The sequence below is a fragment of the Amycolatopsis azurea DSM 43854 genome (assembly GCF_001995215.1).
Lineage (GTDB): Bacteria > Actinomycetota > Actinomycetes > Mycobacteriales > Pseudonocardiaceae > Amycolatopsis > Amycolatopsis azurea.
This window is the reverse complement of sequence record NZ_MUXN01000001.1, coordinates 101,892-114,989: the sequence shown is the minus strand read 5'-3', so window position 1 is coordinate 114,989 and position 13,098 is coordinate 101,892. Positions and strand designations below refer to the sequence as shown.

The following is a 13,098-nucleotide window of genomic DNA, read 5'->3' as shown; positions in this document are numbered from 1 at the left end:
CACCCTACCGTCGGTACGGGCTCAGTCTTCGGCACGCCGCCTGCGCCGCGGGGTGGACTCGTTCGCGCCGTTGGCGGCGAGCAGGTCCATCACCGACCGGCCGGACGCGTGCGAGCCCGCCGCGGGAGTCTCGGAATGGCTGTGCGAAGACCCGTTGCGGGACGGCGCCTCGTCTTCCTCCGGCTTCGCCCGCCTGCCGCCGTGGCGGCCGCCCGGCTCGGCGCCGTTCTGCCAAGCCGGGGGTTCGCCGTCCGGACGGCGGCGACGGCCGCCTCCGGTGGGCTCGGGGACGCTCGGGGCCGGAGTGAGCGAGACCGAGGAGTCCTCCGACGCCCGGCGACGGCGTCCGCCGCCGTTCTGCGTCATGCGGATCTCTTCGGGCAGCGTCGGGTTGACCGCGGGCGGCTCCTCGACGGGCGAACTGTGCCGCGACGGCGCCTCTGCGGCCGGACGGCGCACCGGCTCGGGCTCCGGGCGCCGCACGGGCTCGGCCCGGCGAACGGGCTCCGACACGACCGGTATCGACAGCGGGGTCGGCGGCTCCGGGTCGCGACGCGGTTCCGGCCTCGGTTCGGGGCGCGGGTCCGGCCTCGGCAGGGAAGCCGACTGCTGGGGCTGAGGCTTGGGCTGGGGCGGCGGCGTGGGCCGCAGCCGGTCCTGGAAGTCGTCCTTCCGGGGGAACGCGGCGCTCAGGTCGGAGACCGGGCGCTCCTGCGTCCACGACGGCTTCCACTCGCCGGTGGCCTCCATCGGCTCCTGCGCGGCGGGCTTGTTCGCGGGCGCCGGCGTGCCACCGGCCGGACGGGAACGCTCCACCGGCTTCATACCCGGCCGGGTCAGGCCGAGCTCACGGTTCGGGCGGGGACGGTCCGGCTCGACCTTCTTGACCGGCTTCGCCTGCGCGGCGGGCTTCACCGGCGGCGTCTGCGTGCGGGTCGGTTCCTCCGGCCGCGTGGCGGGCGGACGCTGCACGGTGCCCGCGTCGAGCCGCTGCTGCAGCGAAGCCTGCTGCGGGCGGCGGGCCGGTTCGGCGCGCTGGGGCTCCGGACGCGGTTCGGGGCGCTGTGTTTCAGGGCGTTGGGGCTGCCGGGCGACGGTGGGCATCGACGGCTGCGAGACCTCGGCGCGCGAGACACCCGGCATGGACGGGCGGGACACCTCGGCGGGGGTCACCGGCGGCGGGGTCTTGCGCCGGTCATCGACCCTCGGCATCGGCCGGGAGATCTCGGCGGGCGACATACCGGGGGTGGACATTTCGAGCCGCTCGCGACGGGCGGCCTCGGCGGCGAGGGCTTCAGCCGCCTTGGAAGCGCGGGCGTCCGCCTTGCGCATACTGCGGCGAGTCGATTCGTCGGCCGGTTTCGGCCGCTGGACCTGATTGCTCTGGCCGTAGCCGCCGGTGCCGTTGACACCATTAACGCCGTTGACGCCGTTGACCTGGCCGTTCGCCGGTTTGCGGCGGGCGGCGGGCGGGGTCCCGGCGCGGGCGGCCGCGGGTTCGAGGACGCGGTCGATCATCTCGGTCGGGCGCTCGCGTTCGCGTTCACGCTCGTCGACGTCGATCGTGGTGCTCTTGGCCGCCATCAGCTGGGGTTTGCCGTTGCCGTTCTCGGCCCCCGCGCTCATGAGCTGCTTGTTGTCGAGGGACCGCATCCGGGTTGCCTGCGCGGTGAGCGCGACGCGTTCGAGAAGGACTTCGCCGCCGAAGAGCGACTGGAGGCTTTCACGCAAGGCGCTCACCTCGGCTCTGAGCGCTTCGAGCTCGTCATGGGAGCGGGTCTCGGCGGCCTGCCGGTTCTCCGCTTCCATCTCCAGCTCGAACTCGCGGCGGGCGGCGATCTCGCGTTCCAGTTCCAGCTCGTAGACGGCCTGCGCCTCGGCGACGGCGTCCTCGCTGTGGGAAACGTGCTTCCGGTAGCGGACTGCCAGGAACGCACCGATCAAGGCGGCCCACAGCGCCGCGACGATCCCCAGCCGCAAGTAGCGGAGGTCGTCGGAAAGCACCAATGCGAGAGTCGCGCCGACGGCGAGAACCAAGCCGACGACAAGCCACGGCCTACCCGCAAGGCGGCCGCGCGAGTCGTCACCCACCCCGGTCATGCCCAACACCGTACCTTCTAGTAATCCGAACGAGACCTAGTCGGTACTTCGAGCGGTGGCTCTCGAGCGTTAACCGGTCGGCTCGGGATCGCGGTCCCGATCACTGCCCTCAGGGGTCCGGCAGCAGTGTTCGAGCCACAAAGCCGCAGCTACCAGCGCCACCGAGCTGACGATCCCCACCGTCGCCGAACGGAGATCACCGGCCGCCGCGAGGAGTTCGTCACGTCGCGGAAAAAGATACGCGAAAGCCGCCAGCCAGACCCCCGTCATGGCGGATCCGGCGAGAGAAGAGGCCTTCGCGAGGGCCACCGATCGGGCGACGGAGATCGCGGACAGCACCCGCCCCTCCTTGATCCGCGAACGGATGATGAAGGCGAGCACGACCTCGCAGAGCGCGAGGACGAGCAACGTGATCCCGGCGAAGAGCGGGAGCGCGGGGATGGATCCGTACGCGACCTGGAAGACGAGATAGGCCAGGACCAATCCCAGGAGGCCGGCCACCGCCAGCTCACGGGGCCGGGTGAAGTGCATGGTCCAACGCTACCTGGCAGGCTTGACTCTCCACCAACTGGAGAGTCGACGATGAAACACATGGGCACCGCAGCGGTCTTCACCATCGGGGAGCTGGCCAAACGAACCGGCCTGCCGGTGAAGACCATCCGCTTCTACTCCGACGAAGGGCTCCTGCCGCCGACCGACCGCACCGATTCCGGCTACCGCCTCTACGACGCCACCGCGATGGCGCGCCTGGAGCTGGTCCGGACGCTGCGAGAGCTCGGCCTGGGACTCGCGGACGTGGAGCGGGCGCTGACCAGGGAAGCGACCATCGGGGACCTCGCGGTCCAGCACGTCGCCGCCCTGGACGAGCAGATCCGGCGGCTGGAACTGCGCCGCGCGGTCCTGCGAGCGGTGGCCAAACGGGACTCACCACTGGAGGAGGTCGAACTGATGAACAAACTCGCGTCGATGTCGGACGAGGACCGCAAACGCTTGCTCGACGAGTTCTGGGCGGACATGGTCGAAGGGCTCGAACTGGATCCGCAGTTCTACGAGCGGATGATCTCGGCGAAACCGGAACTGCCCGACGACCCGACGCCCGAGCAGCTGGAGGCGTGGATCGAGTTCGCCGAGCTCGTGCAGGACGAGGAGTTCCGCGCGTCGATCCGGCGGATGAGCGAGTGGCACTCGCAGCTGCGGAAGCAGGACGGGGCGGACTTCGGCTCGCAGCAGCAAGAGCTGTGGATGGCGTGGAGCGCGAAGGCGAGCGAAGCGCTTGAAGCCGGTATCCCGCCGGACTCGCCCGAAGGCCGGGAACTGGCGGAGACGATCTTCACGCAGTCTTCGCGGAACGGGCGGGACCCGGCCGACCCGGCCTGGCGGAAGCGACTGGCCGACGGGATGGCGATCAGCACCGACCCGAAGGCCGAGCGGTACTGGATGCTGCTCGGGAAGATGAACGGCTGGCCGTCGTTCCCCACGCAGATGCCGCAGGCCGAGTGGGTCGTCGCCGCCCTCCGCTCCGCACTGGGGTAGCAAGGGACCTTTGGTATCGCCCTGGCCCTTCGCGCATTTCGTCCTCTGGATGCGGTAGTTGGCGGTACGAACTACCGCGTTCAGAGGACGAAACGTGGGGCTGGGGTCAGGCGAGGGGGAAAGACGTCAGCCGGACGGAGTCGCGGTCCGAAGCGGGGCGGGCGGCGACGAGGTCGGCGATCCGACCGTGGCCGGGGAGCACCGCGGCGGGCTCGATCTCCAGCCAGGGGATCAGCACGCTCGCCCGCTCCGGCGTGCCGGGATGGGGAAGCAGCAACTGGGGGTCGTCGGAGCGGACCCCGGCCACGGTCACTATGTCGACATCCAGCGTGCGCGGTCCCCACCGGACCTCGCGCACGCGTCCGGCGGCCTGCTCGGCGGCCTGCCCGGTGCGCAGCCAGTCCCAGTGATCGCGCGCCGGGTCGTCGACGAGGACGACAGCGTTGAGGAAGTCCGGCTGGTCCTCAACACCCCACGCCTTCGTCTCGTACACCGACGACACCGCGACGACCGCCGGGCGCATGGCGTCGACGGCCGACTGAAGGAACGCGAGCCGGTCCCCCAGGTTCGACCCGAGCGAAAGCAGCGCGCGGCTCATCGCTCCCGCCGCACCGTGACGGCGACGTCGTCGAAGTTCAGCGGGATCGGCGCGGACGGCTTGTGCACCGTCACCTCGACGGCGGTCAGCCGCTCGTCGCGCAGCACCTCGTCGGCGATCTTCCCGGCGACACTCTCGATGAGGTCGTACGGCTCGCCCGCCACGATCCCGGCGGCGAGTTCGGCGAGTTCGCCGTAGTGCAGCGTCTTGGTCAGGTCGTCGGACGCGGCGGCCGGGCCGAGGTCCAGCCACGCCACGATGTCGACGACGAACTCCTGCCCGTCGCGCTTTTCGTGGTCGAAGACCCCGTGCCTGCCGAAGACCCTCAAGCCGGTCAACGTGATCCGGTCAGACACCGGGACTCCCCTTCCGCCAAGCCGCCGCGACGGTCACGGCGTCGATACTCGCGCCGACCTCGTGCACCCGGACCCCCCACGCGCCGGCCGCGGCGGCGAGCGCGGACACGGCCGCGGTCGCGTTCTCACGACCGTCCGGCGGGGCTGGTTTCCCGTCCTCTCCGGACAAGAGGCGTCCGAGGAACCGTTTGCGCGAGGCGCCGACGAGAACCGGGAAACCCAGTGACAGGAAGGAATCCAGGCCGTTCAACAGCGCCCAGTCGTGTTCGGCGTTCTTCGCGAACCCGAGCCCCGGGTCGAGCACGATCGCGCCGGTGTCGACACCGTCGGCGACCGCTTCATCCACTCGGGACAGTAGTTCGGCGCGCACGTCGGCGACGACGTCCTCATAGGACGCCAGCGCGTTCATGTCCTTGCTGTGCCCGCGCCAGTGCATCAGCACATACGGGACCCCGGTCTCGGCGGCGACCTTCGCCATGTTCGGGTCGGCCAGCCCACCGGAGACATCGTTGATCACGGACGCGCCCGCCTCGACGGCCGCGAGGGCGACCTCGGCGCGCGTGGTGTCCACCGACATCGCGACACCGTCGGCGGCGAGCGAGCGGATCACCGGCATGATCCGGGAGTTCTCGGTGTCGGCGTCCACCCGGGACGCCCCCGGCCGCGTCGACTCCCCGCCGACGTCGATCAGGTCCGCGCCGCGCGCCCACATCTCGTGCGCGTGCTCCAGCGCCTGGTCGACGTCGAGATAGCGGCCACCGTCCGAAAAGGAATCGGGCGTGACGTTGAGGATGCCCATCACCGCGCACCGGCCCGGCCGGGGCAGGGCGGTCATCGGCGGCCCTTGATCAGGTCCAGCGCCTCCGCCCGCGAGGACGCCGAAGACTGCAGCAGCCCGCGCACGGCCGACGTCGTCGTCCGGGCGCCGGGTTTGCGGATACCGCGCATGGCCATGCAGAGGTGCTCGGCCTCGACCACGACGATCGCGCCCCGGGGCGCGAGTTTGCGCATGAGCGCGTCGGCGACCTGGGAGGTGAGCCGCTCCTGGACCTGGGGGCGCTTGGCGTAGAGGTCGACGAGGCGGGCCAGTTTGGACAGGCCGGTGACCTTGCCGTGACCGTTCGGGATGTAGCCGACGTGGGCGACACCGTGGAAGGGGACCAAGTGGTGTTCACATACCGAAAACATCGGGATGTCCGTCACGAGGACGAGTTCTTCGTGCGCCTCGTCGAACGTGCGGTCCAGGACGTGGTCCGGTTCGGTGTAGAGCCCGGCGAACATTTCCCGGTAAGCGCGAGCGACCCGGGCCGGGGTCTCCAAGAGACCGTCCCGGTCCGGGTCCTCACCACAGGCGAGCAGGAGTTCGCGTACGGCTTTCTCGGCCCGATCCTGGTCGAAGACCGGGCCGGCGCCGTTACCGCTTGGTGTCGTCCTGTCCGTCGTCACGCCGTTGCTGTCCTTCGTCCTGCTGACCGCCGGGCTGGTCAGGGGACCAGCTGTCACGCGGGCGGTCTTCGGCGGGACGCCAGGGCTGGTTCGGCTGGCCGCCCGGCTGAGTCGCCGGGGTCCATCCGGGAGGAGCCCCGTAGTTCGGCGGGCCGCCGACGGGCCCACCCTGGTAACCACCTGCCGGTCCGCCCGGCTGCTGCCCACCATATGCCTGGGGCCAGTGGCCGGTGCCGTTCGGCCCACCGTTCGGGCGGCCCCCGTTGGGGTAGGCGCCCGGCTGCGGCGGAGCGTACGGGTTCGCGTTCGGGTCCGGCGGCGGGACCGGGGCCGCGTACGGCGGGCCACCGGGAAGGTCGCCGCCACCCTGCGCGGTGCCGACCGGGGTCGGCGCCGGCTGGAGCACCCGCTGCTCCTTCTTCTCCTCCGGCGGCGGCCACGGCTCGCCGCGTTCCATCGCCAGCTCGCCGGGGGTCTTGATCGGCGGCTTGTCGGACGGCTTGCGGTCGCCGAACTCGTTGAAGATGGTGATGTGCGGGCGCTTCTCGACGGTCGCGAAGATCCGCTCGAGGTCCTTGCGGGTCAGCGTCTCCTTTTCGAGGAGCTCGATGACCAGCTCGTCCAGCACGTCACGGTAGGTGCTCAGCACGTGCCACGCCTCGGTGTGCGCGGTCTCGATGAGCTTGCGCACCTCCTCGTCGATCTCGTGCGCGACCTCCAGCGAGTAGTCCGCCTGGCGGCCCGCCGAGCGGCCGAGGAACGGGTCGCCCTGCTCCTGGCCGTACTTGACCGCGCCGAGCCGGGCGCTCATGCCGTATTCGGTGACCATCGCGCGGGCGATCTTGGTCGCCTGCTCGATGTCGGAGGAGGCACCGGTGGTGGGCTCGTGGAAGACGAGCTCCTCCGCGGTGCGGCCGCCCATCGCGAAGACCAGGCGCCCGATCATCTCCGAACGGGTCATCAACTCCTTGTCGTCCTCCGGGACGAGCAGGGCGTGACCGCCGGTGCGCCCGCGCGGCAGGATCGTCAGCTTGTAGACCGGTTCGATGTCCGGCATCGCCCACGCGGCGAGCGCGTGCCCGCCCTCGTGGTAGGCCGTGATCTTCTTCTCCTTCTCGGAGATGATCCGGCTCTTGCGGGCGGGGCCGCCGACGACGCGGTCGACCGACTCCTCCAGCGCGGCGTCGGTGATGACGTGCCCGTTCTGGCGGGCGGTGAGCAGCGCGGCCTCGTTGAGCACGTTCGCCAGGTCGGCGCCGGACATGCCGACGGTCCGCTTGGCGAGGCTGCTCAGGTCGGTGCCCTGCGCGATCGGCTTGCCCTTGGCGTGCACCTCGAGGATCGCCTTGCGGCCGCGCATGTCCGGTGCGGACACCGGGATCTGGCGGTCGAACCGGCCGGGACGCAGGAGCGCCGGGTCGAGGATGTCGGGACGGTTGGTCGCGGCGATCAGGATGATGCCGCCGCGCGCGTCGAAGCCGTCCATCTCGACGAGGAGCTGGTTCAGCGTCTGCTCGCGTTCGTCGTGACCGCCGCCGAGGCCGGCGCCGCGCTGGCGGCCGACCGCGTCGATCTCGTCGACGAAGATGATGCAGGGCGCGTTCTGCTTGGCCTGCTCGAACAGGTCGCGGACCCGCGAGGCACCGACACCGACGAACATCTCGACGAAGTCGGAACCGGAGATCGTGTAGAACGGCACGCCCGCCTCGCCGGCGACGGCTCGCGCGAGCAGCGTCTTACCGGTACCGGGCGGCCCGTAGAGCAGGACGCCCTTGGGGATCTTCGCGCCGAGTGCCTGGTAGCGCGCCGGGTTCTGCAGGAAGTCCTTGATCTCGTACAGCTCTTCGACGGCCTCGTCGGCGCCCGCGACGTCCCCGAAGGTCGTCTTGGGCATGTCCTTGTTGAGCTGCTTGGCCTTCGACTTGCCGAAGTTGAGGACGCGGTTCCCGCCGCCCTGGGCGTTGTTCATCATCCACATCAGCAGGCCCAGCACCAGCGCCAGCGGAATGGCGAAGATCAGGATCTGGGTGAGGACGTTCTGCTGGGTGACCTTGGTGGTGAACTTGACCGGGTTGTCACCGCTCTTGAGGCCGATGAGCTGGCCGTAGATGGTGCCCGCGACGTTCGCCGGGTACTGCGCGATGATCTGGTCGACCTGCTGGCCGTCGACCTCGATCTTCTTGTTCAGCAGCAGCTTGACCTGCTGCTCCTTGTCCTCTTGCGAGGCTTCCTTGACGTTGTTCGCGGTGATCTGCTGGTTCGCGACCGAGATCGGCACCTGGGTGTAGCCACGATCACTGTCGAAGATCGTGTTGTATGCGAGAAACGCCAGTACCGCCGCGAGAATCCAGAGCACTGGGTTCCTGAGCACGCTCTTCCGGTTCATACGACTCGGCCCTGGTGGCCTCGACCCTTCCTGGTTGGGCGGCTCCTGTGATACCCGCCATCACGATCTTGACGACCCATGGTGCTCCGACACCCGCCCCTCAGGATACCGCCCGCCTGGAAGGACGAGGGTGGTGAGCCTCTCGGACGTCAACGGCGGACGCCGCGCGAGGGTTCCCGGAGCGTGAACGCGACGGCCGCCCTAACGTGTGTCGACCGCCACACCGGCGGCCATTTCGCCGAGTCGCATGCGGAGTGTCTTGACGTCGGCGGGCGAGACGGTGACCCATTCGCGTCCGTCCGGCCCGGCCTGCGACGTGCTGAGGTAGCGGCCGCTGGCGGTGTCGAACCAGCCGAGGACCCGCGACCGCTGCTTGGCGCCCACGTGGGACCGGCTGTTCGCGGCGAGCTGACCGCCGCGCAGCCGCGGCTGGCCGGTGAGCTTGCCGAACGCCTCGCGCGGATCCGCGGTGACGCGTTCACTGAGTGAGACGCGGGACTTCTCCTTGCGGCGGGTCTTCGCCGCTTCGGGTTCCTCGGCCTGCTTCGTCGGGTTGATCGCGCCGCGGATCGGCTCGGTACGGCGGGCGTCGTCGATCGGCAGCGTGATGGACGCCTCCGAGCCGCGCTGCCCCGGGGGCAGCAGGTCGACGACCGCGGTGGGGAGCCCGTCGGCGGGCGCCTCGCGCAGCCAGATCCCGGACTGGTCCTGGATGGCGATCACGCCGTCACGGCCGTCGGTGGCGCCGAGCACGGCGATCGTCGGGGCCTGGAACTCGGGGATGTGCAGCGCGTCGATGGTCAGCGAGCCGCGGGCGAGGAGGTACAGCCAGTCCTCGATCCTCCGCTCGAGCCGTCCCCGGCCGTCGCGGAGGCCGCGGGCCTGGAGTTCGCCGTCGACGCGCTGGCGCAGCGCCCGGCGCTCGAGTTCGGTCGCGCCGTGGGAACGCACGCGCAGCGGGTACGGCAGGTCGCCGAGCTCGGCGGACTCCCAGAGGAAGTCGAACGCCAACGGCGTGAAATGTTCCTGATGCATTGCTTCGTGCCCTCCCGGCACCTTGGCTTCTGGGCCTCGGGACACCCAGACGGTTCACGATAGCGAAGGGGTACGACAGTCGTCGGCCGGATGCGGGAAGTGACGTTCGAGAGCCGGGGTCAGCGCGCGACAGATACGTCAGCCGCGATCTTTCCCAGCATTTCCGTGAGCCGCTGCCGCAGCGTCGCCGGATCCGCGGGCGCGATGCTGATCCAGTCCCGGCCGTCGGAGCCGCGGGTGGCTTGGGTGAAGTACCGGCCGGACTGCGTGTCGAACCAGCTCAGCACCGAAGACCGGCTCCGCGTGCCGTGTTTGCTGCGCGCGTTGGCGCCGAACTGGCCACCGCGAAGCCGCGGCTGCGCCTGGAGCCGCGAGAGGGCTTTTCGGTCCTCGTCGGACGTCGCCGAGCCGTCGACCTGCGGCTGACGGCGCTGGAGGAAGTCCGCGCCCGAGGCGCCGACGAGCCCGTCCAGCGGGAGGGTGATCGACTTCTCCGTACCGCGCGAACCCGGCGGCAGGAGGGAGACGATCGCGCTCGCGAGGCCGTCCGGGGCGATCGGATGGAAGTGGAAACCGCGCTGGTCCTGCACCGTCAGGAGGCCTTGGCCACCGAGCAGCGACGCGACCGCGAGCAGCGGTTCGGTGTTGGGGTTGTTGAGCTGGACGCAGTCCAGGCTCAGTTCCGGCAGTGCGAGAACGCCGAAATAGTCTTCGATGTGGGGTTCGGGACGCCCGCGCTCGTCGGCGAGACGGCGCTGGTACAGCGACTGGAGCGTCTGCGTCCGCAGCGCGCCGCGTTCGTCCATGGTCGCCCCGTGCGAACGGAGCCGCAGCGGATACGGCAGCTCGCCGGCGTTCGCGCTCTCCCACAGGAAGTCCAGCTCGACCCCGGTGAACAGCTCACCGTTCGCCATACAAGCCCCTAGTGTCTGTTGGTGAACCCGCGTCCGCGATCGGCGTCGGCAGGACGCTGCCTGGTCATCTACCTCACGACTGCGGACAAGGCGTCCTGCCACCGCGATAGCGGGGCCTTCGGCCGGGGCGGGTTCACGCGTGGTCGCTTTTCGACATCCGACTTCAGCTCCGCCGACAGGCTCGTACAAGTCAGCGGGCGCGCGGCCGATTCGGCCGCGCGCCCGGTGAAAACCGCTCTAGCGATCGTCGTCTTCGGTCCAGGCACCGATGACCGGCGGCGGGGTCGCCTCGTTGGCGCCGAAGGCGTCGTCCGGGTCCGGCTCGATGAGGAACGACGCGTGCGTGTGCTCCTCTTCCTGCTCGGCCTGCGCACCGTGGGCGCCCATGCCCATGCCGCCGCCCATGCCCTGCATCGGCGGGGTGGGGCCGCCACCGATGGTGCCGCTGGAGGACACGATGCCCTGCTGCGGCACGGCCTGGGACGCTGCGCTCTGCGCGGGCGCGGCGTTGTCCGTCGCCGCGGCGTCGGTGCTGTCGGTGTCCTTGGAGCCGGACTTGTTGCCCTGTCCGAGCGCCTTGGCACCGGCGTAGCCGAGGCCGCCGCCGAGACCGGCCGCGGTGAGCGCCTGGCCGAGCCCGTTGCCACCGCTCGCCGCGGGGGCGTGCGGGGCGATCGGGGCACCGGCACCGGACGCGACACCGGCACCCGGCGCGACGCCCGAAACCGGGGCGTTCCCGGTGGCGGGGTTGTAGCCGGCCTGCGAGAACACGCCCGAGTCCGGACCGGCGTGGATCGGAGCGGCCGTGGGGCCGCCCTGCGCGCCGCCGTAGCCGTGCGTGCCGGCGAAGACCGGGGTGCCGGAGACGGCACCGGAGTTGAGGCCGCCGCCACCGACGTTGCCGACACCGCTGAACCCGACGCTGTTGTGCGTGGCCGTCGGCTTCATGCCGAGGGATTCGGGGCCGAAGCTCGGGGTCGAGCTGTCGACCTCGCTCATCTCCTTGGTGTAGGCCTCGAGGAACCTGGCCTGCTCCGCCCGCACTTCCTTGTCCTGGTCGGCGAGGGGCTTCTGGTCGGTGATCATGCCGACCGGTCCCGCGGCGAGGGCCTGGCCCATCGCGCCTTCAGGGGTGTAGTTGGTCGGCTTCGGCATCAGCTTGACCTTGGTGGCCGCGTCGGCCTGCTTCTGCAGCCTGTCCGCCATGGTGCTCGCGGCCTCGGAGGCCTGCGAACCCGAGTTCGCGATGGCCACCAGCGAACCCTGGGCGCTCGCCGCGCCCTGGCCGATCCAGGCGGCGCCCAGTTCGGAGATCGCGTTGTAGAGGTCGTTCGACGCCTGGCTCAGCTTGCTGCTGTGCGAGGTCCACGACTGGCCGATCGCCGTCGCGGTGCTGGGGTCGTTGCCGATGTTGGCCTGGTTCCACAGGTCCTGACTGCTCGGCGCGCTCTCCCAGTTCGGCGGGTTCGTGATGGCGCGGTCGGCGCCGATGTCGAACCCGTCCGACCGGCCCCGGGCGCTCGAGACGATGCCCGCGGCCTGCGAGTTGTCGCCGAGCTGGACCGGGGTGCCGCTGCTGCTCGCGCTGCTGGTGTTGCTCTCGCCGTAAGAGTCGGCGCTGTGCTTCGGTGGCATGGCTTTCTGACTCCCCCTCAGACGTTCCGGAACGGCTCGGCCGCGGCCTGGTCGATCTCGTGGTAACGGGCCATCGCGGTGACGATGCCGGACTCGGCCGCCTCGTACTGCTGGTAAAGGTTCTGGAGGGCGGCGGTGTACGAGTCACCACCGCCGTCGGCGCGGTTCGCGACCTTCGCGGCGATGGCGTTGCCGACCGGGTTGTTGCCCAGCTTCGGCGCCTGCCCGAGGTCGCCGGCGCCGTGGAGCAGCGCCTCGACGGCGTCCTTGCCGGTCCGGATCTTGTTCAGTGCGGTCTGGGCCGCGTCCGGGTCGATCCCGACCTGGCCCTGGGCCGCGGCGTTCTTGAACGCGTTCGCGTCCGCCAAGCTGCTGTTCCCCATCTGAGCTCTCTCCGTTTCCCCCGGGCCAGGCCACGACGGATTCGTGGCGAAGGTCTTCGCATAGGTTAACGCACGTGATCGCTGCCTATGACGCGTTCACCGCGCTCAGGGTTCCGTATTCCGCCATGAGCGGGCAAGCGGTTCTCAGGACGTGTAGACGTGCGGATCCAGCGTGCCGATGTAAGGCAGGTCCCGGTAACGCTCCGCGTAGTCCAGGCCGTATCCCACTACGAATTCGTTGGGAATGTCGAACCCGATGTACTTGACCGGTACATCGACCTTGACCGCCTCCGGCTTGCGCAGGAGCGAGACGACCTCGAGCGAGGCCGGGTTGCGGCTCGCCAGGTTCTTCAACAGCCAGGACAGCGTGAGCCCGGAGTCGACGATGTCCTCGACGATGAGGACGTCGCGGCCGGCGATGTCGCGGTCGAGGTCCTTGAGGATCCGCACCACGCCGGACGACGACGTCGCCGAGCCGTAGGAGGAGACCGCCATGAACTCGAGCTGGGATGGAAGAGGGAGCGCCCTGGCGAAGTCCGTCATGAACATCACCGCGCCTTTGAGCACGCCGACGAGCAGGAGGTCTCCCTGCCCGGCGCCGGGGCCGTCGGCCGGGTAGTCCGCGGCGACCTTCGCGGCCAGCTCGGCGATCTTTTCGTTGATCTGCTGCTCGGTGACGAGCACGGAGGCGATCTCGCCTTCGTACACGGGA

Annotated in this window: 13 protein-coding genes; 1 reads left to right on the top strand and 12 read right to left on the bottom strand. The window is 70.2% G+C overall.

The genetic code is table 11. The features are described from left to right. Positions 1 to 21: 21 nt before the first annotated feature. Together B0293_RS00555 and B0293_RS00550 are read right to left on the bottom strand one after the other, a co-directional pair. The gene (locus B0293_RS00555) at positions 22 to 2,100 is read right to left on the bottom strand and encodes a DUF6779 domain-containing protein (protein WP_039920002.1); all 2,079 of its coding nucleotides are present in this window, start codon (positions 2,098 to 2,100) and stop codon (positions 22 to 24) included. Between the two features lie 69 nt (positions 2,101 to 2,169). After that, complete coding sequence (locus B0293_RS00550) at positions 2,170 to 2,631, bottom strand: DUF3180 domain-containing protein (RefSeq protein WP_005168043.1); 462 nt, start codon at positions 2,629 to 2,631, stop codon at positions 2,170 to 2,172. A gap of 60 nt (positions 2,632 to 2,691) precedes the next feature. Here B0293_RS00550 and B0293_RS00545 point away from each other — a divergent pair, with 60 nt between their 5' ends. Beyond that, the gene (locus tag B0293_RS00545) at positions 2,692 to 3,633 is read left to right on the top strand and encodes a MerR family transcriptional regulator (RefSeq protein WP_005168041.1); all 942 of its coding nucleotides are present in this window, start codon (positions 2,692 to 2,694) and stop codon (positions 3,631 to 3,633) included. Positions 3,634 to 3,739: 106 nt separating this feature from the next. Here the strand turns inward: B0293_RS00545 and folK are convergent, their stop codons facing one another. The 10 genes from folK to hpt all read right to left on the bottom strand — a co-directional run bounded on the left by folK (position 3,740) and on the right by hpt (position 13,094). After that, positions 3,740 to 4,231: a 2-amino-4-hydroxy-6-hydroxymethyldihydropteridine diphosphokinase gene (gene folK, locus B0293_RS00540; protein ID WP_005168039.1), complete on the bottom strand. Its 492-nt coding sequence runs from the start codon at positions 4,229 to 4,231 to the stop codon at positions 3,740 to 3,742. Beyond that, a complete protein-coding gene (gene folB / locus B0293_RS00535; RefSeq protein ID WP_005168036.1) occupies positions 4,228 to 4,587 on the bottom strand; it encodes a dihydroneopterin aldolase in 360 nt (119 codons plus the stop codon). Before folB ends, folK begins: the two co-directional genes overlap by 4 nt. Next, complete coding sequence (folP, locus tag B0293_RS00530; RefSeq protein WP_005168035.1) at positions 4,580 to 5,422, bottom strand: dihydropteroate synthase; 843 nt, start codon at positions 5,420 to 5,422, stop codon at positions 4,580 to 4,582. The genes folB and folP overlap by 8 nt, the downstream gene beginning before the upstream one ends. Continuing rightward, positions 5,419 to 6,033, bottom strand: a complete 615-nt coding sequence (gene folE, locus B0293_RS00525) for a GTP cyclohydrolase I FolE (RefSeq protein WP_005168033.1) — start codon at positions 6,031 to 6,033, stop codon at positions 5,419 to 5,421. Before folE ends, folP begins: the two co-directional genes overlap by 4 nt. Continuing rightward, complete coding sequence (ftsH, locus tag B0293_RS00520) at positions 6,002 to 8,419, bottom strand: ATP-dependent zinc metalloprotease FtsH (protein ID WP_039920001.1); 2,418 nt, start codon at positions 8,417 to 8,419, stop codon at positions 6,002 to 6,004. Before ftsH ends, folE begins: the two co-directional genes overlap by 32 nt. A gap of 201 nt (positions 8,420 to 8,620) precedes the next feature. After that, the gene (locus tag B0293_RS00515) at positions 8,621 to 9,454 is read right to left on the bottom strand and encodes an ESX secretion-associated protein EspG (protein ID WP_005168030.1); all 834 of its coding nucleotides are present in this window, start codon (positions 9,452 to 9,454) and stop codon (positions 8,621 to 8,623) included. 119 nt (positions 9,455 to 9,573) lie between these two features. Next, the gene (locus B0293_RS00510; protein WP_005168029.1) at positions 9,574 to 10,368 is read right to left on the bottom strand and encodes an ESX secretion-associated protein EspG; all 795 of its coding nucleotides are present in this window, start codon (positions 10,366 to 10,368) and stop codon (positions 9,574 to 9,576) included. A gap of 237 nt (positions 10,369 to 10,605) precedes the next feature. Continuing rightward, positions 10,606 to 12,003, bottom strand: a complete 1,398-nt coding sequence (locus B0293_RS00505; RefSeq protein WP_005160134.1) for a WXG100 family type VII secretion target — start codon at positions 12,001 to 12,003, stop codon at positions 10,606 to 10,608. 17 nt (positions 12,004 to 12,020) lie between these two features. After that, on the bottom strand, positions 12,021 to 12,386 hold the full coding sequence (locus B0293_RS00500) for a hypothetical protein (RefSeq protein WP_005160136.1): 366 nt from the start codon (positions 12,384 to 12,386) through the stop codon (positions 12,021 to 12,023). 144 nt (positions 12,387 to 12,530) lie between these two features. Continuing rightward, the gene (gene hpt / locus B0293_RS00495) at positions 12,531 to 13,094 is read right to left on the bottom strand and encodes a hypoxanthine phosphoribosyltransferase (RefSeq protein WP_005160138.1); all 564 of its coding nucleotides are present in this window, start codon (positions 13,092 to 13,094) and stop codon (positions 12,531 to 12,533) included. Positions 13,095 to 13,098: the final 4 nt, after the last annotated feature.